Source organism: Kitasatospora sp. NPDC088264 (assembly GCF_040685715.1).
Classification (GTDB): domain Bacteria; phylum Actinomycetota; class Actinomycetes; order Streptomycetales; family Streptomycetaceae; genus Kitasatospora.
On sequence record NZ_JBFBIR010000028.1, the window covers coordinates 66705 to 88807 of the forward strand.

20 protein-coding genes are annotated in these 22103 nt (G+C 73.2%); 13 read left to right on the plus strand and 7 right to left on the minus strand.

All coding sequences use genetic code 11. The features are described 5' to 3' along the window. Nucleotide 1: 1 nt before the first annotated feature. Entirely contained in the window at nt 2-1174 is a 1173-nt protein-coding gene (locus AB0O82_RS22070) for a CaiB/BaiF CoA-transferase family protein (RefSeq protein WP_363585679.1), read from the minus strand. 211 nt (nt 1175-1385) lie between these two features. Here AB0O82_RS22070 and AB0O82_RS22075 point away from each other — a divergent pair, with 211 nt between their 5' ends. From AB0O82_RS22075 to AB0O82_RS22090, 4 genes are all read left to right on the plus strand, one after another. Further along, nucleotides 1386-1847, plus strand: coding sequence for a hypothetical protein (locus tag AB0O82_RS22075; protein WP_363585680.1), 462 nt, complete (start codon nt 1386-1388; stop codon nt 1845-1847). Between the two features lie 68 nt (nt 1848-1915). Then, nucleotides 1916-4036: a hypothetical protein gene (locus tag AB0O82_RS22080; RefSeq protein ID WP_363585681.1), complete on the plus strand. Its 2121-nt coding sequence runs from the start codon at nt 1916-1918 to the stop codon at nt 4034-4036. Nucleotides 4037-4041: 5 nt separating this feature from the next. Continuing rightward, the gene (locus AB0O82_RS22085) at nt 4042-5124 is read left to right on the plus strand and encodes a hypothetical protein (protein WP_363585682.1); all 1083 of its coding nucleotides are present in this window, start codon (nt 4042-4044) and stop codon (nt 5122-5124) included. A gap of 91 nt (nt 5125-5215) precedes the next feature. Further along, complete coding sequence (locus AB0O82_RS22090) at nt 5216-5761, plus strand: GNAT family N-acetyltransferase (RefSeq protein ID WP_363585683.1); 546 nt, start codon at nt 5216-5218, stop codon at nt 5759-5761. Between the two features lie 68 nt (nt 5762-5829). Here AB0O82_RS22090 and AB0O82_RS22095 read toward each other — a convergent pair whose 3' ends face one another. Next, a complete protein-coding gene (locus AB0O82_RS22095; RefSeq protein ID WP_363585684.1) occupies nt 5830-6213 on the minus strand; it encodes a DUF5955 family protein in 384 nt (127 codons plus the stop codon). Nucleotides 6214-6238: 25 nt separating this feature from the next. Next, nucleotides 6239-8032: a hypothetical protein gene (locus AB0O82_RS22100; protein WP_363585685.1), complete on the minus strand. Its 1794-nt coding sequence runs from the start codon at nt 8030-8032 to the stop codon at nt 6239-6241. Between the two features lie 294 nt (nt 8033-8326). On the opposite strand from AB0O82_RS22100, the gene AB0O82_RS22105 reads away from it, so the two are divergent. The 3 genes from AB0O82_RS22105 (at nt 8327) to AB0O82_RS22115 (ending at nt 10547) form a co-directional block, all read left to right on the plus strand. Continuing rightward, complete coding sequence (locus AB0O82_RS22105) at nt 8327-9595, plus strand: histidine kinase (RefSeq protein ID WP_363585686.1); 1269 nt, start codon at nt 8327-8329, stop codon at nt 9593-9595. After that, nucleotides 9592-9720, plus strand: a complete 129-nt coding sequence (locus tag AB0O82_RS22110) for a hypothetical protein (protein WP_363585687.1) — start codon at nt 9592-9594, stop codon at nt 9718-9720. The genes AB0O82_RS22105 and AB0O82_RS22110 overlap by 4 nt, the downstream gene beginning before the upstream one ends. 179 nt (nt 9721-9899) lie before the next feature. Further along, a complete protein-coding gene (locus AB0O82_RS22115; RefSeq protein WP_363371201.1) occupies nt 9900-10547 on the plus strand; it encodes a Pr6Pr family membrane protein in 648 nt (215 codons plus the stop codon). Between the two features lie 86 nt (nt 10548-10633). On the opposite strand, the gene AB0O82_RS22120 is transcribed toward AB0O82_RS22115, so the two are convergent. Together AB0O82_RS22120 and AB0O82_RS22125 are read right to left on the minus strand one after the other, a co-directional pair. Next, nucleotides 10634-11005, minus strand: coding sequence for a toxin Doc (locus AB0O82_RS22120; protein WP_363585711.1), 372 nt, complete (start codon nt 11003-11005; stop codon nt 10634-10636). A gap of 25 nt (nt 11006-11030) precedes the next feature. Further along, on the minus strand, nt 11031-11243 hold the full coding sequence (locus AB0O82_RS22125) for a hypothetical protein (protein ID WP_063351004.1): 213 nt from the start codon (nt 11241-11243) through the stop codon (nt 11031-11033). A gap of 245 nt (nt 11244-11488) precedes the next feature. Here AB0O82_RS22125 and AB0O82_RS22130 point away from each other — a divergent pair, with 245 nt between their 5' ends. Continuing rightward, a complete protein-coding gene (locus AB0O82_RS22130; RefSeq protein WP_363585688.1) occupies nt 11489-12982 on the plus strand; it encodes a S41 family peptidase in 1494 nt (497 codons plus the stop codon). A gap of 43 nt (nt 12983-13025) precedes the next feature. On the opposite strand, the gene AB0O82_RS22135 is transcribed toward AB0O82_RS22130, so the two are convergent. Continuing rightward, entirely contained in the window at nt 13026-14633 is a 1608-nt protein-coding gene (locus tag AB0O82_RS22135; RefSeq protein ID WP_363585689.1) for an ABC-F family ATP-binding cassette domain-containing protein, read from the minus strand. A gap of 528 nt (nt 14634-15161) precedes the next feature. On the opposite strand from AB0O82_RS22135, the gene AB0O82_RS22140 reads away from it, so the two are divergent. From AB0O82_RS22140 to AB0O82_RS22155, 4 genes are all read left to right on the plus strand, one after another. Next, entirely contained in the window at nt 15162-16394 is a 1233-nt protein-coding gene (locus AB0O82_RS22140) for a hypothetical protein (RefSeq protein WP_363585690.1), read from the plus strand. A 104-nt stretch (nt 16395-16498) separates the two neighbouring features. Then, nucleotides 16499-18136 (plus strand): ABC-F family ATP-binding cassette domain-containing protein, encoded by a 1638-nt coding sequence (locus AB0O82_RS22145; protein ID WP_363585691.1) that lies wholly within the window; start codon nt 16499-16501, stop codon nt 18134-18136. Nucleotides 18137-18283: 147 nt separating this feature from the next. Then, nucleotides 18284-18958: a nitroreductase family protein gene (locus AB0O82_RS22150; protein ID WP_363585692.1), complete on the plus strand. Its 675-nt coding sequence runs from the start codon at nt 18284-18286 to the stop codon at nt 18956-18958. Between the two features lie 140 nt (nt 18959-19098). Continuing rightward, nucleotides 19099-19719 carry a GNAT family N-acetyltransferase gene (locus AB0O82_RS22155; RefSeq protein ID WP_363585693.1) on the plus strand — a complete coding sequence of 207 codons (621 nt, stop codon included), beginning with the start codon at nt 19099-19101 and terminating at the stop codon, nt 19717-19719. A gap of 100 nt (nt 19720-19819) precedes the next feature. On the opposite strand, the gene AB0O82_RS22160 is transcribed toward AB0O82_RS22155, so the two are convergent. Then, the gene (locus AB0O82_RS22160) at nt 19820-20773 is read right to left on the minus strand and encodes an aldo/keto reductase (RefSeq protein WP_363585694.1); all 954 of its coding nucleotides are present in this window, start codon (nt 20771-20773) and stop codon (nt 19820-19822) included. Between the two features lie 496 nt (nt 20774-21269). Here AB0O82_RS22160 and AB0O82_RS22165 point away from each other — a divergent pair, with 496 nt between their 5' ends. Further along, nucleotides 21270-21866, plus strand: coding sequence for a choice-of-anchor C family protein (locus tag AB0O82_RS22165; RefSeq protein WP_363585695.1), 597 nt, complete (start codon nt 21270-21272; stop codon nt 21864-21866). The last annotated feature ends 237 nt before the right edge of the window (nt 21867-22103 follow it).

The window sequence follows — 22103 nt, forward strand, 5'->3', positions numbered from 1 at the left end:
GCTACGCTCCTTGTCCTGCATCGGAGTTGAGGGACGGGACGGCCCAGTCGCGGGCCACTTCGGCGGTGTCCGCGCCCGGCCGGGCCGGCGGGCGGCGCAGCGTGCCGGGGGTGGCGGAGAAGCGCGGGGCCGGGGCGGGCTGGGTGACGCCGCCCGCCTCGACATAGGTGCCGCGCGCCAACAGGTGTTCCTCCCGGGCTGCCTGACGCAGCGTCAGCACCGGTTCCACGCAGGCGTCGGACCCGGCGAAGACGGCCTCCCACTCGGCCCTGGTCCGGGTGGCGAAGCGGTCGGCGATCAGGGCCCGCAGTTCGGGCCAGCGGGCCAGGTCGTACTGCCCGGGCGCCTGCGGGCCGAGGTCCAGCAGGCGGGCGAACTCGGCGTAGAACTGCGGTTCCAGCGCCCCCACAGCCAGGTGTCCGCCGTCGGCCGCCCGGTAGACCGCGTAGAACGGCGCGCCACCGTCCAGCAGGTTGGCGCCCCGGCGGTCCTGCCAGTGGCCGGCCGCGAGCAGCCCCCACAGCATGCTGGACAGGTGCGCCGCGCCGTCCACGATCGCGGCGTCGACGACCTGGCCGGCGCCGGTGCTCCTGGCGTGCTGCAGCCCGGCGAGCAGGCCGACGACCAGGTAGAGCGAGCCGCCCGCGTAGTCGCCCAGCAGGTTGGCCGGGATGCCGGGCGCCTCCTCGGGCCCGCCCGGCCCCGCGACCAGGCCGAGTACCCCGGCCACCGCCGCGTACCCGAGGTCGTGCCCGGCGCTGGCGGCGCGCGGGCCCTGCTGCCCCCACCCGGTCATCCGCCCGTACACCAGCGCCGGGTTGCGGGCCAGGCAGTCCTGCGGCCCGACCCCGAGCCGCTCCGCGACCCCGGGCCGGTAGCCCTCGATCAGCAGGTCCGCCCGCTCGACCAGGTCCAGCACCAGGCCGGGCCCCGCCGGGGACTTGAGGTCGACCAGCACCGACCGCTTGTTCCGGTTGGTCACGTCGTACGCCGGGTCGATGCCCAGCGGCGACGGATCCGGCCGGTCCACCCGCACCACGTCGGCGCCCAGGTCGGCCAGCAGCATCGCCGCGAACGGCCCCGGCCCGATCCCCGCGAGCTCGACCACCCGCACCCCCGCCAACGGGCCGGGGCCGGCGGCCGTGGCGCCCGGCGGACTGCTCGTGTCACGCACTGGCTGCAGAACCCTTCTGGGTTTGACAGTAAAGCTGTAACACCCGTGATGATAGGGAAGCGACCCGCCGGTAACAAGACCTCCTCCCCCATCCACCCGCCGTGCGACCGCGAACACGGAGGGTGCGTCAGTGCACTGACGGAGGGTCCCTGTACCGTCGTCATGCCACAGGGGGATTGACCCCTTCTCGACGAGAAGGAGTTGCACACACATGGTTAGCCCGTACTTCACCACCGGGCCGGTCTCGCCGGCCTCGGCTCCGGCACCCGGCTCGGCCAGGACCGCGCCGTACGCCCCACCCGTCCAGTCCGGTGGCGGCAACGTGCCCGCGCCCGTCCTCGCCCCGGGTCTGGTGACCACCCGGCTGGACGTCCCGCACGAACTCAACGCCTCGGCCGGGATGGCCCGACAGATCGCCACCGACCTCGACAACGCGAACGGCAAGGCCGGGCCCGGCGCACACAGCCTCACCGAGTACGCGAGCACCGCGTCGACCAGGATCCGCGGCTTCTCCTTCGGCGGCGCCCTCACCGGCTGCACCGAGCGCTGGATGCAGCAGTGCAAGGCCCTGCACGACACGCTCGGCAAGGCCGCCGGCAACCTCGACAGGACCCGGCAGTCCTACAGCGCCAACGAAGCCGCGACCGCCGCCGACCTCCGCGCGGGCCGCTAGGCGCTGTTTGGCCCTGTTTGGTCCCAGAAGAACAGCAGTTGGAAGACCAGAAGGGGGAACCCGGACACATGGTGTCCTTCAAGGAACTGCACGAGGCCGACTTCTCCGGGATCACCGACGCCGCCGAAGCCTGGGCCGGCGTCGCCAAGGCCCTCACCGCCCTGGACGGCCGGGTCGCCAAGGACCTCACCAGCACCGCGCAGCGGGCCGGTTGGAAGGGCGCGGCGGCCGACGACGCGACCAAGGTGCTCCAGACCGTCGACGGCGACTTCAAGCAGGCCTCGGCCGTCGCCACCGCCCTCGCCGCGATCATGAAGACCGCCGCCGAGGACTTCGCCGCCGCCCGCCGCGACCTCGACACGGCGATCCACGACGCCCAGAGCGACAACATGACCGTCGCCGCGGACGGCCAGGTCAACTGGACCCTGCCGAAGGAGACGAGGAACGACCCCGACGGCGAGAAGCTGGCTCAGACGCTCGCGGCCAAGGCCGAGGCCATCGCGGCCCGGCTGACGAAGGCCGTCGAGAAGGCCGACTCCGCCGACCAGCGGGCCACCGCCGCACTCCAGGGCGACATCGGCACCAGCACCACGGCCTTCAACCCCACGCCCTACGGCGGCGGCCCGGTCGCCGACGCCAACCGGGCCAAGGACCTGATGGCCAAGGCCGGCAGCCTCAGCGATCCGCAGCTGAAGCAACTGCAGGACATCATGGCCGCCAACGCGGGCAACAAGGACTTCTCCACCACGCTGCTCAACGGCCTCGACTACGGCGGGAAGACCGGCCCGGACGCCCTGCTGGAGTACAGCAAGGTCTACGACGGCCTCGCCCACGGCAACCACAACGCCAAGGGCTACCAGGACGTCTACGGCAACCTGTCGGTGGTGCTCGCCACGGCCACCCATGACGGAGGAATGGGCAAGGCCTGGGAGGACGGCCTGCTGGCCGCCGCCCGCCGCCCGGGAGGCTCTGCGGCGGGGTTCAACGACAACTACCCGGCGCTGACGGCGCTGATGGGGGCGAAGGGGACGTACGACAAGGCGTTCCTGCTCAAGGTCGGCAACGACCTGGTCGACTACGAGCGCACCAGCAAGGCCAAGGGCGAGGACCTCTGGGGCCCGAACTGGAACGGCCGGGTCGACCAGTCCGACCCGATGGGCGGTCTGATGAACGCGTTCAGCCGCAACCCCGAGGCGTCGAAGGACTTCTTCGACCCCGGGAAGAGCAAGAACCTGGACTACCTGCTGCACGACCGGAAGTGGCCCTTCCAGGGAAACGAGCAGAACGTTCCCGCCGACTTCACTCCCTCCCGTAGCGCATTCGGCTATGCCCTGGAGGCGGCCACGACCGGTCGGGACCCACACAGCGACCAACCGGTCGTCCGCCCGCACGACAAGGTCATGTCGCAGATCATGGACGAGACGATGAAGTCGTTCGCGGGCACCGGCCCCGGGGACAAGACGTCCCTTCCGGCCGGACTCCGTCGGCCGATGGCCGACATGATCGCCGACTACGCTGCGGACACGCACGAGATCCTCGGCAAGGACCTGTACGGCGCGTCCCAGCCGGACGGGCTCACCGTCAACCGCGAGCAGCTGTTGCGCCTGATCCGAGGCACCGTCGAGGACCCGGCGGCATTCGCCGTCATCCAGCACGCCGAGACCCAGGAGATCGCCCGCCGCCTGGACGGGTACGGCCCCGACGCGGTGAAGCCCGATGCGACGGGTGGTGTGAACCACGGACTGGATGCCCTCGTCCACGAGTCCGGCAGGACTCTCGGCGCGCTCGACGCGGTGTACGCCGACTCCGTCGTCGACCACGCGGACTCCGCCAAGTCTGCCCAGGACTGGCAGGCGAAGATGAATTACCACCTGCTCGGCACACCCCTGAACTTGATTCCGGGTGTGGGCGACATCGCGCAGCGCTACGCCGATATCGGGACGGCCACCTACGCCGACGCCGCCAAGGCCAAGATCGACAGCAAGCTCCAGGACAACCTGAGCTCCCACTTCTCGGCAGGACAGCAGCAGCTGAAGGCGATGATCGACTACAAGCTGATCATGTCCGGAGTCGACCATCAGACCATGGACCTCGACGGGGGCGTGCCACAGCAGCTCCAGAGGACCGCGGGATCCGCCTACAACAACGGAATCGACACCACCTATCGCACCGTGTTCGGCAGGGCGTGAGGACTATGGAGACCAAGAGCAAGAGCAAGAGCGGGCGTCCCGACGACGCCGTAGGGCTGGCCGGCAGGGTCGACGCGGCACTCAATCGGCGCGGGTTCACCACGCGCGCCCTGCGGGTGCGGTTGACGGCGGTGCTGTTGGCATTCTCCCTCGCCCTGGCAGGGGCGGCGGGCTTCGCGCTGTACCGGCTGACGAACATCGGCGGGCCCGACAGCGTGTGCGACGGAGCGGCCACAGCGGAGCAGGTGCACGACCTGCTGGGGTCCGGACCGATGAGTGAGAACAAGAAGGGCTACTCGGCGACGAAGAACTCCACCGGGAACAGCTGCTCCGCCACGGTCAGCTCCGGCTTGTTCGAGACCTCCAAGAAGGTCGTGCGGTTCACCATCGTCCTCAACACCGCTGACGGCCCGGGCGCATTGGCCGCGTCGGATGCCCGGCTGTTCTCCGGCGAATCGGCCGGCTCGGTCACCCCGGGCGCCGCGTGGGCCGTGCTCCCCGAGGCGTGCCAGAAGGGCGTACGTGCCGAGGTGAGCACCAGCGAGGCGGGCCATGACGAGGCCAGGGCCCGCCTGGCCGTGGCCTTCGCCAACAGTGTGGCCAAGGCCCGCTCGTGCGCGAACCGGACACTTTCAGGACCGAAGAGCCTGTCGGCGAAGGCGGCCCAGACGGAACCGGACTGGACCAACCTCTGCGGCCTGCCCGGGTTCGCACCCGCGAAGAACCCCGAGGCCCAGTGGCCCATGCCGCAGCAGGTCACCACCGCGTCCAACCCGATCTGGTCCTGCACGATCGGCGAGGACCCGAGGCACGACAGTCGGTCACAGGAATTCACGATCACCACCGAGCCGCGGGTCACCGCCCTAGCCCAGAAGGACGGCAAGGAGCCGTCCGAGTTCGGGCGAGCCAGCTGGGTCGCCGGCGGGACACTCGTCGCCACCTGTCAGGGCAAGGACGTCTTCTTCACCGTCAACGGCGGGTACGAGCACAGCCTCGAAAGGCCCTTCCTGTTCCCCGATCAGAAGGACCTGGTGCGCCAGTTCCTCACCGCCGGGGGCAAGGCGATCGGGTGTGAACCGATCCTGTAGCCGGGGCGGGTGGGCGGAAATGGTCGGGCGACTGTCGGGGTAATGGCCTATGGTGCGGTAGACCTATTACGCACGACACGGGGGAAGCGCCATGACCACCACCGGACCCGCCACCGGACCCGCCACCCGCACGATCGTCACCGCCTCCGAGCGGCTGGTCCTCGGCCGGCCCCAGGAGGGGGACGTGGAGGCGGTGTTCGCGATCCACGGGGATCCGGAGACCAACCGCTACAACCCCAACGGACCCCACCGCGACCGGGCGGCGAGCCGGGAGATGCTGGACGGCTTCGTCGCCGACTGGGCGCGGGACGGGGTGGGGTACTGCACCGTGTCCACCCGGGAGGAGCCGGAGGCGGTCATCGGGTTCGCCGGGCTCTACCTGCACACGCTGGACGGCGAGCGGGTGTTCAACCTCTACTACCGCTTCCGGCCGTCCGCCTGGGGCCTGGGCTACGCCGCCGAGGCGGCCCGGGCGGCGATGGCGGAGGCGCTGCCGCGCTTCCCCGGCGTGCCGGTGGTCGCCCTGATCCACCCGGACAACGTGCCGTCCCGCCGGCTCGCCGAGCGGCTCGGGCTGCTGCCGGACCCGGACGGCCGCACCGACGACGAGGACCGGCTGATCCACCGGACGGCCTGAGCCCAGGGGCCGGGCCGGGAGGCCGGGGGGCCGGGCGAGCGGGCGAGCGAGAGGCCAGAGGGCGGCCCTCAGAACCAGGGGGCGGCGGCCGAGGTCAGGGCCCGCAGGCCCTCGGTGAGGGCCGTCGCGGCCCCGAGGGCGCCGGTGAGCGTGAAGACGGCGCGCCCGACTCGGCCGCCGTCCGGCTGCCGGCCCTCGGGGGCGGCCGCCGCCAGCTCGTCGAGCGCCTGCCCGGCCACCTCCGCGGCGGCGGGCGGCAGTTCGTCCGGGGCGAGCGCCCGCAGCCGCTCGCGCAGCGCGTCCGCCGCCGCGAGCAGGGCGCGCAGTTCGGGTGCCTCGCCCGGGGTGGGGGCGGTCTGCTGGTGGGTGTACTCGGCGCGGGCGTGGCTGCCGCTCTGCACGATGCCCGTGACGTTCCCGGTGATGCTGATCCCCTGGCCGTCGTCGTTCACGCTGTTCCCCTGTTCCTGGTGCCGTTCAGTCCTGCCGGGTGCCGCCGACGCGCGGCGCCGGGGTGGTGAGCGTCCGGTACGAGGCGTTGGCCGCGTCCCCGGTCTGCACGACGCCGTGGACGTCGCCGTGCACCTGCACGCCGTTGTTGATCACCACGTGCTGCAACTGCTCCGCCCCGTCCGTCCGGTAGCCGTGGTCCCGCAGGCAGTCGCGGACGGCCGACACGATCCGGGCCCTGACGCACTTCACGTACCGCTGGACGTCCATCTCCTGGAACAGTTGCTGGTACGCGCGCTCCGCTCCCAGCTCCCGGACGGACAGCGTGGGGCCGTGGTCGACCAGCCGGTTCTCCCGGCACATCCGGGCGTAGCGGAGCGCGTTGCGCCCGACGGCGCGCCGGCTGCACGCGGCGCGGCGCAGCACGCCGACCGAGCCCGCCACCAGAGCGGGCAGCGCCGCGAGGGACGCCGCGCAGAGGCCGAGCCAGTCGCCGAGATCGGCGGGCGGGGCCGCGGTGTCGATCGCGTGGTAGGCACGCGCGATCGGCGGCAGCACGAAGGCCCTGCTCTCCAGGAACAGCTGCCCGCCCTGGAGTTGGGCCCGCACGAACACGGTGACGACGATCTCCTCGCGCCAGCCCGCGACCCGCACCGCCAGGTAGTGCCGCAGCCGTTCCTCGGCGGCGAGGTCGACGCTCTCCACCCACCAGTGCTCCGGGTCCGGCCCGCCCCCGTTCAGCGCGGCGGCGCAGTGGGCCGCGTACGGGGCGAGGGCGGCGAACGCGGTGCCGGGGCCGTGGCCGCACCAGTCGGCGGCGGGGCCGAGGCGCTTGCCGCTCTTGAACACGAGGTCGTGCACGGCGATCCCGTGCAGGCGGTCGCCCGGGTAGGCGGGTGTGTCGGCGGCGCCGAGGCGGGCGAGTTCGGTGCGCAGCCGGGCGTGGACGGCCGGGACGGTCAACGCCTGTGCGGTGGCCGCCGGTTCGGCCTGGTCCTCGGGCAGCGGGCCGTCGGGCAGCAGGTCGTCGGCGAAGGACCAGTGGTCGATCTCGATCCCGGCGCCGACGAAGGGCGCGTAGTCGCTGTAGACGACGTCGGGGTCGGCCTGCTGCCGCGCGAGCCGCCGGTACAGGTCCTTGCGGAGGGGGTCCTCGGGGGCGGCGGCCCGGCCGGTGCCGAGCTCGTACAGCGTCTGTTCGAGCCGCCGCCGACCGGCCAGGGACACCGCGAACCAGACGGCCAGCAGGGCGGCGATCCAGTGCCACCCGAGCACCCCGACCGCGCCGAGCAGGCAGCCGACGGCCAGCCAGTTGCCGGTCCGGCGGCGCCGGGGCCGGTCGGACCGGATCAGCCAGGCCGCCACGAACACCAGGGGGACGGTCAGTTGCAGCAGCCAGAACCGCAGCAGCACATCGAGCGCGTGCGGCACGTCGGCCTGACCGGACGCCATGAGGGAGACGGCGCCGCACACCGCGAGCACGGGCAGCACGGCCGCGGCCAGCAGGACCAGCACCGCCCGCCCCACCGCCTGCCGCCGGGCCGCGTAGCACTCCTTGAGCACCGCCGCCAGGTCGACCCCGGGGGTCGGCGGCGGTACCCGGTACGGGTGTTCGGCGAGTTCCTCGATCACCGCGTCCCGGAAGGCCGGGTCGAGGTGCGCCCCCGCCCGCAGGTAGGCGGTGGCGTCGCCGCGCGGCGCGCCGGTCTGGGCCTGGATGAGCTGCTGCAGCGGGTCGGGCACCGTCGGGGCGACCGGTGGCAGGGGCGGGTGCGGGTGCGGGTACCGAGGCGGCGGTACCGGTACGGACGGTTCGGCCATGGCGGTGTCCTCTCCCGTCCACCTGCGTGTCTCGTGAGGCGTGTGTCCGGGTCAACGACGCTCCCCCGGCCCGGGAGGAGGGTCGCAGGGCAAGATCCCCCTGGAGGGGGAGGGGGACCGTTCGCCGGGTTGACGCGTCGGCCCGGGGGGGGGCGGCGGGACCGTGGACGGCATGAGGACCAGGGAGGACGCGCGGCGCCGGCCCGGGCTACTGCCGGCCCCGTCGGCGGGCGCGGTGGCGCCGGCCGGACGGGCGGCCGCGGGCCGCGCACCCGCTGACGCAGGGTCACCCGGGTGAACACGGGGGCGGGCGGCCGGATGCGGCGGGCGGCGGGGGCGCTGCTGGGGCGGTGGGCCCGGCTGCGCTGGGTGCACCTGGTGCTGGGCGGCGCGCTGCTGATGCCGTACTGGCTGCTCTCGGTGGTGATGCTCGGGGCGCTCGACCCGGACCAGGGGCAACTGCGCCAGACGCTCCTACAGCTCACCGCGCTGTTCACCTCCCTGCCGATGGCCGCCGCCACCGCGCTGGTGCCGACCGTACGGGCGCTGGAGGGGGCCGCGGCCCGGGCGCTGTGCGCGGCGCAGCGGCCCGAGGAACTGGCCGCTGGGCCGGCCCGCTCGTGGGCGGCGCGCCGACGCACCGCGCTCTGGTACGTGCTGCACCTCTTCTTCGGCGGCGTGGTGGCCGGGATGACGCTCGGCGGGACGCCGTTCGCGGTGGTGCTGCTGTTCTCCTTCACCGGCACCGAGGATCTCGCGAGGTACTGGGAGGGCCGCTTCCCCGGCTGGATGCTCACCGGCCCGGCGCTGGGCCTCGCCCTCCTGCTGCTGATCGTCGCCACCAGCGCCGGCTGCGGCGCCCTGCTGGCCCGCTGGGCGCCGGCCCTGCTCGGCCCGACCCCGGAGGAGCGGCTGGCCGCCGCCGAACGCCGGACCACCGTGCTCGCCCAGCGCAACCGGCTGGCCCGCGAACTGCACGACTCGGTCGGGCACGCGCTCAGCGCGGTCGGCATCCAGGCCTCGGCGGCCGCCCGGGTGCTGCGCACCGACCCGGACTTCGCCGCCGAGGCACTCCAGGCGATCGAGCGGACCACGCGAGCGGCCGTCGCCGAACTGGACGCCGTGCTCGGGCTGTTGCGCGAGGAGGAGGCCGACGCCGACCGGCCCGCCGGGCCGACGCTCGGCGGGCTGGACGACCTGCTGCGCCAACTCGCCCGCACCGGTGTGACGGTGAACGCCGAGCTGGCCCCGGGCCTGGCCCGGCTGCCCGCCAGGGTCTCCCGGGAGGCGTACCGGATCGTGCAGGAGGGCCTGACCAACGTGCTGCGGCACGCCGGGCCCGCGCCGGCCGGACTGCGGGTCGTCCTGGCCGGGGGCCGGTTGGAGATCGAACTCACCAACCCGCTGGGCCCCGCCCGCCCGAGCCGCCCTGGCGGCGGGCGCGGGCTGCGCGGGATCGGGGAGCGCGTGACCGCCCTGTGCGGCGGGAGCACGGCGGGGCCGAGCGAGTGCGGGACGACGTGGCGGCTGGCCGTCTGGCTGCCGGTGGGAGGGACACGATGAACGAGGACGACCACGGCGGGAGCGCGCACGGCGAAAGCGTGCACGGCGAAAGCCGCGACGGGGCCCGCGACGGGATCCGCGTGGTGATCGCGGCGTACGAGTCGGGCTTCGTCCTGCCGGGTTGAGCCGAGGGGGCCTCAGAGGCCGACGGGGCCGTTGGAGTCCAGCCGGGCTGCGGAGTCCGGCGGGTCCAGTCCCGAGCAGGACCGTTTCTTCCGTCCCCCCGCTACCTGCGAGTAGAGTGCGGCGTTCCCCCTTAGCCGTCCGATACCTCCCGTATCGCCTGAAACGAACTGGTGGCCGCATGACAGTCCGGACCCGCCCCGCGCTGTGGTGGCGCATGGGCATCGTGCTCTCGGCGGGCCTCGGCCTGACCCTCGGAACCGCGCCGCTGGTGTTCTTCACCGTGCAGAGCAACGTCATCGTGCTCGGCTACTTCATCGGCGCCGTGTACTGGATGCTCAAGCGCGACACCGTGGACGCGCCCGCGCCCCGGCTGCGCGGCGCCGCCACCCTGTACATACTGATCACCGGGCTGGTCTCGCACGTCCTGCTCCAGCACGGCGCCAACCCGCTGCCCGGGCTGGTCAGCGGGCCGGACAAGCTCGCGCACTGGTCGTCGTTCTTCCTGCACTACGTGACGCCGGTGATGGTGATCGCCGACTGGCTGGTGCTGAAGCCGCGCAACGCGGCGGCCTGGAAGGACATCCCGCTCTGGCTGGCCTTCCCGCTCGGCTACGCGGCGATCGTGCTCGCCCGGAACGCGCTGTTCGACGACTACCCGACGCCCTACCCCTACTTCTTCTTCGACCCCACCACCAAGGGCTACGGCTACGTCTGGGGCCAGATAGCCCTGCTGACGGTCGAGTTCGTGGTGCTGGCCGCCGCCGTGGTCGGCCTGGACCGGCTGGGAACGCTGGTCGCGGGCAAGCTGAGGTCCGCCAAGTCCTGAATGCCCGGGCGCAGATGGCGCCCTTCCCGGGGTCGCCCTCTCCCGGGGGCTCCCTTCCCGGGTGACCGTCCGCGCGGCGGCCGGCCTCAGATCCGCCAGGAGCGGATCCGGTCGGCCGCCGCGAACACGTCCGCCCCGCCCGCCGCGATGTCGCGGGCCAGCTCGACCAGCGCCCCGTACGGCGGGTCGATGCCCTCCTTGGCCGCGTGCATGTACGCGGCCGTCGTCACGCAGGCGTACAGGTTGTTGCGCACCGGCAAGGGGCGCAGCAGCACGATGGTGTGCATCAGGGTGGCCGCGCACCAGGCGGCGTCGGCGTCGTGGCCGAGTTGCGCGGTGTTCACCCGGTGCCGGGCGACGGCGGCCTGGAGCGCGGAGTAGTCCCGCACGCTGAGGTCCTCCGGCGAGGCCAGCTCCTGCACGTCGAGCAGCCAGCGCAGGTCGACGTGGAGCAGCATCATCCCCGCACCCCCGCCGCGCCGTTCACGCCGCCGGCGCGTCCTCCGGGAACGCGGCGTCGAACTCCGCCCGGTGCGACTTCCAGAACGCCACCGCGTGGTCCACGAACACCCGCCGCTGCTGCTCCCGCACGCTCAGGTCGTGGATGTACGCCTTGATGCTCTTGCCGTCCGCGGCGGCGGCCTCGCGGATCGCGGCGAGCTCGTGCTCCGTGTACTCGATGTTGAGCGCAGGCATGGCGCCGATGGTACTGGAGCGCACCGGAGTTGGGACCACCGACGGAGGATTTTCACCCACCGTCAAAAGGGTTTGCTGTCGATACCCCCACGGAGTGGTTTCGGCGGAGCCGCGGGTAGCCCCGAAGTCGGGCGGGGGTCGGGCGCGCGGGATGACGCCGGGGCGGTGGGGGCCGCCGTAGCGTCGGGGGCAAGGCGGCGGAGCGGTTCCGCGGGGGAGGCCGGGCGGTTCGACGGAGGCCGGAGATGACGCGCAGGGCAGTGGGCAGGGCCGCAGCGAGCAGGACGACGGCGAGCGGGGCGGCCGTGGGCAGGGCGGCGGTCGGCAGGGCGGTGGCGGCCACGGCGGTGGCGCTCGCGATGACGGTCGTGGTGGCGGCGCCGGGGGTGGCCGCGACGCAGGCCGACGGCCAGGACAGGCGGGGCGGGTCCCTCCAGGGGGTCTGGCAGATGGACGGGTACGGCCTGGTGGCCGTGGTCTCCGGGAGCAGCCTGGCCACCTACGACGTGACGACGCACAGCTGCGTGCCGGGGTGGGTCACCGGGACGCAGGACGGCGCCCCCGGCCGGGACGGCACCGTCCGGTACGTCCTGGGCGACAACGCCCTCACCCTCACCCCGCAGCCGGGCGGGCGCCGGGCGATCGACGTCGAGGAGGGCGGGACGGGCACCAAGACACTGCGCCGCCTGGACGCGCTGCCGGCGCTGTGCACCCGGCCCGCCCCCAACGACCCGCTCGCGGTCTTCGACCGGTTCTGGGAGACCTTCGAGGAGAACTACCCCTTCTTCGCCGCCAAGGGGATCGACTGGCACGCGGCCCGCGACGAGCAGCGCGCGAAGATCACTCCGGCGACCACCACCGACCAGCTCCAGCAGATCTTCATCGACCTGCTGACCCCGCTCAAGGACGCGCACACCAGTCTGGCCCGGGTGACCGGCACCGGCCCGACCGGCGTCTACTCCGGCCGGCGCGACGGCTCGCTGAAGTCGACGCCCGCCCTGCGGGACGCGGCCCGCAGGGCCGTCGACGCACAACTGACCGGCCCCGAAAAGGAGTTCGCCGTCAACGCGCAGGGGGCGAGTCGGCTGGGCGTGGGCCGGCTCCCGGACGGCGTCGGCTACCTGCGGGTGAGCGGCTTCGACGGTTACGCGACCGGCGGATTCGCCGCCCAGGCCAAGGAGCTCGACCGGGCCCTGGACGCCCTGCTCGCCGACCCCGACCGGCTCAACGGCCTGGTGATCGACGTCCGGCTGAACGGCGGCGGCTCGGACGCGCTCGGGCAGCAGATCGCCGCCCGGCTCACCGACCGCCCGTACGTCGCCTACCGCAAGGTGGCCCGCGACGACCCGGCCGACCCCACGAAGTTCACCCGGCCGCAGCCGGTCGTGGTGCGGCCCGCGTGCACCGAGCACTTCACCGGCCCCGTCGCCCTGCTCACCTCCTCGCTGTCGATCAGCGCCGCCGAGACCTTCACCCAGACCCTGATGGGCCGCTCCCCGCACGTCGTCCGGATCGGCGAGAACACCCAGGGCGTCTTCTCCGACGTGCTGATCAAGACCCTCTCGCCGGACTTCATGGTGGTGCTGCCGAACGAGAAGTACCTCACGCCCGACGGCAGCACCTTCGACGGCCCCGGCATCCCGCCGGACGTCCGCACACCGGTGTTCACCGATGAGGAGTTGGCCGGGCTCAAGGACTCCGCCCTGAGCACGGCCCGCCGCGTCCTCGGCGAGCAGTAGCGGCCGCGTCGCGGGCGGGGCCGCCCGCGCCGCACCGGTCCCCCTACATCGGATCCACCCCCCGCAGTTCGCCGTCCAGCTCCAGCCACCGGGTGAGGCCCAGGCCGCGCAGGAACGGCACGTCGTGGCTGGCCACGATCAGCGCGCCCTGGTAGGCGGCGAGCGCCTGGGTGAGCTGGCGGACGCTGGCGAGGTCCAGATTGTTGGTCGGCTCGTCGAGCAGCAGCAACTGCGGCGGCGGGTCGGCCAGCAGCAGCGCGGCCAGGGTGGCCCGGAACCGCTCGCCGCCGGAGAGGGTGGCGGCGGGCTGGTCGGCCCGGCCGCCGCGGAACAGGAAGCGGGCCAGCCGGGCACGGATCGCGTTGTCCCCGGCGGCGGGGGCGAACAGCTTGACGTTCTCCGCCACGGTCAGCTTGTCGTCCAGCAGGTCGAGCCGCTGCGGCAGGTGGCGCAACGGCACCGGCGTGCTGACCTCGCCCTCCAGCGGGGCGAGTTCGCCCGCGATGGTGCGCAGCAGGGTGGTCTTGCCGGAGCCGTTGCGGCCGACCAGGGCGATCCGCTCGGGGCCGCGCAGGTCGAGGTCGGCGGTGGTGCCGTAGGGCAGCCGGACCTTCTGCAGGGTGAGCACGGTGCGCCCGACCGGGACGGCCGTGCGCGGCAGGTCGATCCGGATCTCGGCGTCGTCGCGCACCGCCTCCTCGGCGGCGGTGAGCCGCTGCCGGGCCTCCTCCAGCCGCTCGGTGTGCATGCCCTGGAGCCGCCCGGCCGTCTCCTGGCCCTGGCGTTTGAGCTTGCCCGCGAAGATGTGCGGGTCGTTGCGGGTGACCGAGCGCTTCTTGCCGTAGCTGGCGCTGCGGTCCAGCCGGGTGCGGGCCTCGGTCAAGTCCCGTTTCTGGCGCTCGACGTCGGCCTCGGCGTTGCGCAGCAGCCGCTCGGCGGTCTCCTGCTGGGCGGCGAGGGTGCGCTCGTACTCGGCGAAGTTGCCGCCGTACCAGGTGACCGCGCCGTCCCGCAGGTCGGCGATCTGGTCGACGTGCTGGAGCAGTTCGCGGTCGTGGCTGACGATCAGCATGACGCCGTGCCAGCCTGCGACCGTCTCGTAGAGCCGCTCCCGGGCCGTCCGGTCCAGGTTGTTGGTGGGCTCGTCGAGCAGCAGGACGTCGGGGCGGCGCAGCAGCAGGGCGGCGAGGCGCAGCAGGACGGCCTCGCCGCCGGAGAGCTCCCCGGTGGTGCGGTCGAGGCCGAGGCGGTGCAGGCCGAGCCGGTCGAGGGTGGCGCGGGCGCGCTCCTCGACGTCCCAGTCGTCGCCGACGGCGTCGAAGTGGCGCTGGTCGGAGTCCCCGGACTCGATGGCGTGCAGGGCCTCACGGGTGGCCCGGATGCCGAGCGCCTCGTCCACCCGCACGGTGGTGTCCAGCGTCAACCCCTGGGGCAGGTAGCCGAGTTCGCCGTCGACCCGGACGGTGCCGCCGGTCGGGGTCAGCTCGCCGGCGATCAGCCGCAGCAGGGTGGACTTGCCGGCGCCGTTGAGCCCGATCAGGCCGGTGCGGCCGGGGCCGACGGCGAGGTGGAAGCCGTCCAGGACGGGCTTGCCGTCGGGCCACTCGAAGGTGAGATCGGTGCAGAGGACGGCGGTGGTGGGTTGTGCCATGGAGGGCCTCCCGGGTGGTTGCCGAAGGGAACGATGAGCAACACGGGGAGACACCGCGGGTGCGGGCCGGTACGGCCGGGGGAGGACGGGGCGGATCCGGATCAGCCGGATCGGGCTCGCCACGGGGCCGTGACTGAGGTCGCACACTCGCACACCGCGCGGCGAAGGGCCTGCGCGGCGGGGGCGGTGTCTCGGGACCTCAGTAGAGCAACGGCCTTCTCCTTGTCTGGCGGGTGACTCCGTCCACGCTACGCACGGCGCCGGACCCGGGCAACCGAATTTCGGCGCACCGGGAAGCACCCCTGGACACGCGTCGGGAAGCGGCTCGCCCGACCGGATTCCGGGCGCCCGGAGGAGGGCGGGTGCCGGTCCGGTGCCGATCCGGTGACGGCCCCGCCCCAGTCCGGGGGTGTGCGTAAGGGGCCTTTATCCGCATGGCAGACTCCTCCCCTGCTACGCCTGCGGCTCCCCGGAGCCGTACCCGAGGAAGGGGTCGCGTGGCGGTTATTCACAGGGGGATCTGAACTCATGTCACCGATGTACCGGCCGAACCGTGCCGTCCTGGGCGCCTCCGTCGCCGCGCTGACCGTGCTGGCCGCGACCGCGTGCGGCCCGGACAACAGCGACCCGGTCACGGCCCGGACCACGGCTCCGACGGCCGCGGCCGGCGCCACCGGCAAGCCGGGCGCGGCGCCGATCAAGCTGCCGACCGCCGAAGAGCTGAAGACCTGGAAGTTCGAGGACTGGGACAAGTGGGCCCAGCAGAACGTGATCACTCCGGCGGTCAAGGGCTACTGGACCCTGCAGCGGATCCTGAACGCCAAGCCCAAGCCGATGCCGCAGCCGCAGCCCGACCCGACGCAGCCGCCCGCCCAGCCGACCGGCGCGGCCCCGGCACAGCCGACCTCGAAGCCGGCCGCCCCGGCCCCGGCGCAGCCCACCACCGCCCAGCCCCCGAGCACCGGCGACGCACTGCCCACCGTCATCGAGGCCAAGCCGACCCAGCACCCGTTCGCGAAGAACCTGCACGTCAATGGCAAGCTCTTCTTCAAGGACGGGAACGAGGACTACGTGTGCTCCGGCACCGTCGTCTCCGACCCGGCCAACCCCGGCAAGAGCAACCTGGTCTGGACCGCCAGCCACTGCCTGAACGGCGGCAAGGGCGGCACGTACTACACCAACATCTCCTTCGCCCCGGCCTACAACAGCAACGGCCTGCTGAGCGGCGGCAAGCAGGCCAACGAGACCGCCGCCGAGCCGTACGGCGAGTGGGGCGCGACCGCCGGCATGGTCTCGCCGCAGTGGTCGGCCGAGGCCGACCCGGAGCACGGCGGCCCGTGGAGCCAGTACGACTTCGGGATCATCAAGGTCGCCAACCCGAGCGGCGACGGCAAGTCGCTGGAGGAGACCGTCGGCGGCTCCGTGCCGATCTGGTTCAACGCCCCGCGTGAGCAGCTCAGCAGCGTCAGCGCCTACGGCTACCCGGCCGGCAAGCCGTTCGACGGCGTCGAGCTGGACCACTGCGACAGCGGGAAGCCGGTGAAGAAGACCGGCGACCCGAGCCGCCCGGCGATGCTGATGATCGGCTGCAACATGACCGGCGGCAGCAGCGGCGGCGGCTGGGTCGCCGCCAAGGACGGCAAGCCGGCCCTGGTCAGCGACACCTCGATCGGCAACGGCGCCAGCACCTGGGAGGCCGGCCCGTACCTGGACGACGTGGCGGCCCGGATGTTCGACTACTTCTCGAAGAAGTCCAAGTGACCTCCTGACCGGCCCGCGCGGCCGGTCCCCGGGGTCGCGGCAGCCGCGCCGCGGCCCCGGGCTTTTCCGCCACCCGGCCCGCTCCTCCTACAATCGGGCTCATCATGAGCGCCACACTCGTAGTCAAGGACCTCGCCGCCGGTCACGGCGAACGCACCCTCTTCTCCGGCCTGGACCTGGTCGTCGCCCCCGGTGACGTGATCGGCCTGGTCGGCGTGAACGGCGCCGGCAAGTCGACGCTGCTGCGGCTGCTGGCCGGGCTGGACACCCCCGAGGGCGGTTCGCTGCGGCTCAGCCCGGCGACCGCCAACATCGGCCACCTGCCACAGGAGCCGGAGCGGCGCGAGGGCGAGTCGGTGCGCGGCTTCCTGGCCCGTCGCACCGGCGTGGCGGCCGCGCAGACCGCGCTGGACGAGGCCACCGAGGGCCTGGTCGAGGGCCGCCCGGGCGCCGACGACGCGTACGCGGCGAGCCTGGACCGCTGGCTGGAGCTGGGCGGCGCCGACCTGGAGGAGCGCGCCGAGGAGGTCGCCGACTCGCTCGGCCTGAAGGTCTCGCTCGACCTGCCGATGACGGCGCTGTCCGGCGGCCAGGCCGCCCGGGCCGGCCTCGCCTCGCTGCTGCTCTCCCGCTACGACGTCTTCCTGCTGGACGAGCCCACCAACGACCTCGACCTCGACGGCCTGGAGCGGCTGGAGGCCTTCGTCAAGGGCCTGCGCGCGGGCACCGTGCTGATCAGCCACGACCGCGAGTTCCTGGCCCGCACCGTCACCAAGGTACTGGAGCTGGACCTGCACCAGCAGCAGGTCAACCTGTACGGCGGCGGCTACGAGGCGTACCTGGAGGAGCGCGCGGTGGCCCGCCGGCACGCCCGCGAGGAGTACGACGAGTACGCCGACACCAAGGCCGGGCTGGAGGCCCGGGCCCGGATGCAGCGCGGCTGGATGGAGCACGGCGTGCGCAACGCCCGCCGCAAGTCCTCCGACAACGACAAGATCGGAAAGGCGCAGCGCGCCGAGTCCACCGAGAAGCAGGCCTCCAAGGCCCGGCAGACCCAGCGGATGATCGAGCGGCTGGACGTGGTCGAGGAGCCGCGCAAGGAGTGGGAGCTGCGGATGGAGATCGCCACCGCGCCGCGCTCCGGCTCGGTGGTCGCCACCCTGCGCGCGGCCGTCGCCCGCCGCGGCGACTTCGCCTTCGGCCCGGTGGACCTCCAGATCGACTGGGCGGACCGGGTCGCCATCACCGGCGCCAACGGCGCGGGCAAGTCGACGCTGCTGGCCGCCCTGCTCGGCCGGCTCGAACTCGACGGCGGCAGCGCCTCGTTGGGCTCCGGCGTGGTGGTCGGCGAGGTGGACCAGGCGCGCGGGCTGTTCCTCGGCGGCGAGCCGCTGGCGGACGCCTTCGCCGCCGCCGTCCCGGAGTTCACGCCGGAGGAGGTGCGCACCCTGCTGGCCAAGTTCGGCCTCAAGGCGGTGCACGTGAAGCGCCCGGCCGGCACCCTCTCCCCCGGCGAGCGCACCAGGGCCGCGCTGGCGCTGCTCCAGGCGCGCGGGGTCAACCTGCTGGTGCTGGACGAGCCCACCAACCACCTGGACCTGCCCGCGATCGAGCAGTTGGAGGCGGCGCTCGGCTCGTACACCGGGACCCTGCTGCTGGTCACCCACGACCGGCGGATGCTGGACACCGTCACGGTGAACCGGCGGATCGAGGTCCGGGACGGGCGGGTGCACGAGCTGTAGTCCCGCCCGGCCGGGCGGCCCCGCCGGGCGGCCCTGCCGGATGGGCGTGCCGGATGGGCGTGCCGGGCAGCCCTGCCGGATGGACCTGATCTGCGGATTGGTCTCGACCTCTTCCCGGCGCGGCCGTCATGTGCTGTGCTGTCGGCCATGGTTGACAGTGCAGTGGCAGGGACGCCCTATCCGACCGTCCCCCTCACCCCGATGACGGTGCCGGCCCACGAGGCCGAGGCCCGCAGCAGGTCCTTCCACGACGTGATGGCGCAGCGCCGGACCGTCCGCGACTACGCGACCCACCCGATCCCGGACGGGGTCGTCGAGTGGGCGATCCGGACCGCCAACACCGCGCCCAGCGGTGCGCACGTCCAGCCCTGGCGGTTCGTGGTGATCACCGACCCGGAGCGCAAGCGGCGTCTGCGCGAGGCCGCCGAGGCCGAGGAGCGCGAGTTCTACGCGCACCGGGCGTCGGAGGAGTGGCTGGCCGCGCTGGCGCCGATCGGCACCGACTGGCGCAAGCCGTTCCTGGAGGACGCGCCGGCGGTGATCGTGGTGTTCGAGGTGCACAAGGGGCCCGATTCGCCGCGGCCTTACTACACCAAGGAGTCGGTGGGGATCGCGGTCGGACTGCTGCTGGCCTCGCTGCACCAGGCCGGGCTGGCGACGCTGACCCACACGCCGAGCCCGATGAAGTTCCTCAACGAGGTCTGCGAGCGTCCGCTGGAGGAGCGCGCCGCGTACGTCATCCCGGTCGGCTACCCGGCCGAGGGGGCGCGGGTGCCGGATCTGCGGCGCAAGGAGCTGGACGAGGTGCTGATCCGGCTCTGACCGCCGGGCGTGTGCGCGCCCCGGTGCGCCGGGGGTGCGGCCGGGCGCGCCGGGGTGTGGCGGGGACCGGTGAGAGGCCTGGTGGGAGGCCGTCTGGAATTCATTGGTGACAGGTCCCGGCCAAGGACATAATCGCGGCCATGAGCCACCCGCAGTCACGGTCCTGCAAGTACCCGCCCGCCCCGCTCCACGTGCCCGCTCCCGCCGCCGTCACCGCCGGGCGGCCGCCCGAGGAACTGCGGCTGCCCGGCGGGATCTCGCTGCTGCGCCGCCGCAGCACGCACGCGGTGGCGCTCAACAAGGCCGTCCGCGCCAACCTGGACCACCTGCGGCCCTGGATGGAGTGGGCGGCCGAGCCCCCCACCCGGGCGCAGACCGCCGAGCTGGCCCGGGCCGGCTCCCTCGCCTGGGAGGCCGGCACCGACTTCATGTACCTGGTCGGCCTGGACGCCGAACCCGGCGGCGTGGTCGGCGCCCTCGGCCTGCACGGCCGGATCGGCCCCGGCGCACTGGAGATCGGCTACTGGGTCGCCGCCCGGCACGCCGGCCGCGGCATCGCCACCACCACGGCCGGGGCGCTGACCGAGGCCGCCCTGGCGCTGCCCGGCATCGCGCGGGTGGAGATCCACTGCGACGAGGCGAACGGCGCCAGCGCGGCCGTCCCGCGCAAGCTCGGCTACCGGCTCGACCGGGTCGCCGAGGCCGCCGTCCGGGCTCCCGCCGAGACCGGGCGGCAGCTGATCTGGGTCCGGGAGGCCTGACGGCGTTCCGAGGCGGGGCCGGCCACCCGGACGGCCCATGCCGCTCGGTACCGCTCGCCGCTCAACACCGCTCGCCGTTCAGTACCGCTCGCCGCTCAGCTCAGTACCGCTCGCCGGTCGGAGTCGGCAGCGCGTCCAGGTCGGCCAGGTCCGCAGCCGAGAGCACGACCTCGGCCGCGCCCGCGTTGTCCACCAGGTAGCGCGGCGTCTTGGTACCCGGGATCGGGAAGACGTACCGGCCCTGCGCCAGCACCCAGGCCAGCGCGACCTGCGCGGGCGTCGCGCCGATCCGCTCGGCGACCTCCTTGACCCTGCCGACCAGTGCCAGGTTCTCCTTCAGCGCGTCCTGCTGGAAGCGCGGCAGCCGGCGGCGGAAGTCGTCGGCGGGCAGTTCGTCGAAGGAGGCGATGCTGCCGGTCAGGAAGCCCCGGCCGAGCGGCGAGAACGGCAGGAAGGCGATGCCCTGCTCCTCGGTGTACGGCAGCACCTCGGCCAGCACGTCCCGGGTCCAGAGCGAGAGCTCGGACTGCACGGACGCCACCGGGTGCACCGACTGGGCCCGCTTGATCTCCTCGACGGTCACCTCGGAGAGCCCGATCCGGCGGGCCTTGCCGGCCGCGACGGTCTCGGCGAGGGCGCCCCAGGTCTCCTCGATCGGGACGGCCGGGTCGACCCGGTGCAGCTGGTAGAGGTCGACGTGGTCGGTGCCGAGGCGGCGCAGGCTGTCGTCGATCGAGCGGCGCACGTGCTCGGGGCTGCCGTCGCGGGCCGACTGGCCGGACCCGCCCGGGACGATGCCGACCTTGGTGGCGAGGAAGGCGCGTTCCCGGTACGGGCCGGCCAGCGCGGCGCCGACCACCTCCTCGTTGGTGTAGGGGCCGTACATGTCGGCGGTGTCGATCAGGGTGACACCGAGGTCCAGCGCCTGCCGGATCACCCGGACGGAGTTCTCGTCGTCCCGGTTCTGCACGTCGTAGGCCCAGGTCATCCCCATGCAGCCGAGGCCGATGACGCCGGTCTCCGGGCCGTTGGTACCGAACGTGGCGTTGCGCATGACGGTGCTCCGATCGTGGTGGTGTGCTTGGCCGCTCGCGGGGTGCTGCGGTGGATCAACGCGTCCAGCTTTCACCTTGGAGTGCACTCAAGGTCAAGCCCGTCCGGACGCGCCTCGGATCCGCCTCGGATCCACTTCCGATCCGCCGACCGCCAGAGGGGCCGTTGATCATATGAGCGGCCCTCGGCTCACCCGGGGGTGCGATGCGCCCGAGGCGCAGGCGGAGCGCGTGCGACGGACTTCACCACCATGCGAGCGGACACGACCATCCGAACCGTGCGTTCGCACCACGGCCCGCCGCCGGGCGGGCGCAGGCCGGCCGCCCGGCCGACACCAGGTGATCACCCGTCAAACCGGCGCGCGGGAGCCCGTCGGCGGAACCTCCGCACCACCGGGCGCCATCCGCCCGGTCTTGGCAGGGCTCACGGCGACGGCGGACCCTCTGGGCACAGCCGATCATCGGCTCATCCAGTCGTATCCCGTTGGGGAGGAACCCATGACGTTCTCGCGCACCCGCCTCGCCGCCGTCGCCGTGATCGTGGCCGCCGCCACCGCCGTGACCGTCCCGGCGCAGGCCGCCGGCGGCCACCGCGCCCTCAGCCGCTTCGACGACGGTAGCTTCGAGTCGCCCAAGGCCCCGGCGAACAGCTTCGCCGAGTTCAGCGCCGGACAGACCATCGGCCCGTGGACGGTCACCACCGGCAGCGTCGACCTGATCGGCGCCGGGTTCTGGCAGGCCGCCGAGGGCGACCAGTCGGTGGACCTCAACGGCGCCACCACCGGCGCCGTCGCCCAGTCCTTCACCACCGTCCCGGGCGCCACCTACTCCGTGACGTACGCGCTGGCCGGCAACACGTCGGCCGCACCGACCGTGAAGACCGGCCGGGTGCTCGTCGACGGCCAGGACTTCCAGGACTTCTCCTTCGACATCACCGGCAAGACGCCGACCAACATGGGTTACGTGGGGCGCCAGTTCAGCTTCGTCGCGCGGAACGCCTCCACCACGCTGACCTTCGCCAGCACCAACGCGGGCTCGGCCGGCCCGGTCGTGGACGACGTCCAGGTCAAGGAGTGCAAGCCGTGCTGCGGGTGATCCACTGAACCGCCCGCCCGCCCGCCGGTTCGAGACCAGCGGGCGGGCCTTCTCCTCCTTGCCGACCGTTGTTTCCCCCTCGCTTAAAGTGCTTCACCCCGCACGACGAGCCCTGACAGGGTCAGTTACCGGAAGAGCTACGCCGAAGCCGAATGGGACGCTCAGGGTTCGCTGACCCGGACCATCGGCGCGGGCGCCATCACGGCAAGTGCCATCGGCGGCAACGGAATCGTGGGC

Excerpts from the sequence above, each read along its gene's own strand:
- AB0O82_RS22125 (WP_063351004.1), bottom strand. The coding sequence starts at position 11,243 with ATGCCTGCGCTCAACATCGAGTACACGGAGCACGAGCTCGCCGCGATC.
- AB0O82_RS22140 (WP_363585690.1), top strand. The coding sequence starts at position 15,162 with ATGTCACCGATGTACCGGCCGAACCGTGCCGTCCTGGGCGCCTCCGTC.
- AB0O82_RS22115 (WP_363371201.1), top strand. The coding sequence starts at position 9,900 with ATGACAGTCCGGACCCGCCCCGCGCTGTGGTGGCGCATGGGCATCGTG.
- AB0O82_RS22100 (WP_363585685.1), bottom strand. The coding sequence starts at position 8,032 with ATGGCCGAACCGTCCGTACCGGTACCGCCGCCTCGGTACCCGCACCCG.
- AB0O82_RS22135 (WP_363585689.1), bottom strand. The coding sequence starts at position 14,633 with ATGGCACAACCCACCACCGCCGTCCTCTGCACCGATCTCACCTTCGAG.
- AB0O82_RS22120 (WP_363585711.1), bottom strand. The coding sequence starts at position 11,005 with ATGCTGCTCCACGTCGACCTGCGCTGGCTGCTCGACGTGCAGGAGCTG.
- AB0O82_RS22075 (WP_363585680.1), top strand. The coding sequence starts at position 1,386 with ATGGTTAGCCCGTACTTCACCACCGGGCCGGTCTCGCCGGCCTCGGCT.
- AB0O82_RS22085 (WP_363585682.1), top strand. The coding sequence starts at position 4,042 with ATGGAGACCAAGAGCAAGAGCAAGAGCGGGCGTCCCGACGACGCCGTA.
- AB0O82_RS22080 (WP_363585681.1), top strand. The coding sequence starts at position 1,916 with ATGGTGTCCTTCAAGGAACTGCACGAGGCCGACTTCTCCGGGATCACC.
- AB0O82_RS22090 (WP_363585683.1), top strand. The coding sequence starts at position 5,216 with ATGACCACCACCGGACCCGCCACCGGACCCGCCACCCGCACGATCGTC.
- AB0O82_RS22110 (WP_363585687.1), top strand. The coding sequence starts at position 9,592 with ATGAACGAGGACGACCACGGCGGGAGCGCGCACGGCGAAAGCGTGCAC.
- AB0O82_RS22165 (WP_363585695.1), top strand. The coding sequence starts at position 21,270 with ATGACGTTCTCGCGCACCCGCCTCGCCGCCGTCGCCGTGATCGTGGCC.
- AB0O82_RS22155 (WP_363585693.1), top strand. The coding sequence starts at position 19,099 with ATGAGCCACCCGCAGTCACGGTCCTGCAAGTACCCGCCCGCCCCGCTC.
- AB0O82_RS22130 (WP_363585688.1), top strand. The coding sequence starts at position 11,489 with ATGACGCGCAGGGCAGTGGGCAGGGCCGCAGCGAGCAGGACGACGGCG.
- AB0O82_RS22160 (WP_363585694.1), bottom strand. The coding sequence starts at position 20,773 with ATGCGCAACGCCACGTTCGGTACCAACGGCCCGGAGACCGGCGTCATC.
- AB0O82_RS22150 (WP_363585692.1), top strand. The coding sequence starts at position 18,284 with ATGGTTGACAGTGCAGTGGCAGGGACGCCCTATCCGACCGTCCCCCTC.
- AB0O82_RS22145 (WP_363585691.1), top strand. The coding sequence starts at position 16,499 with ATGAGCGCCACACTCGTAGTCAAGGACCTCGCCGCCGGTCACGGCGAA.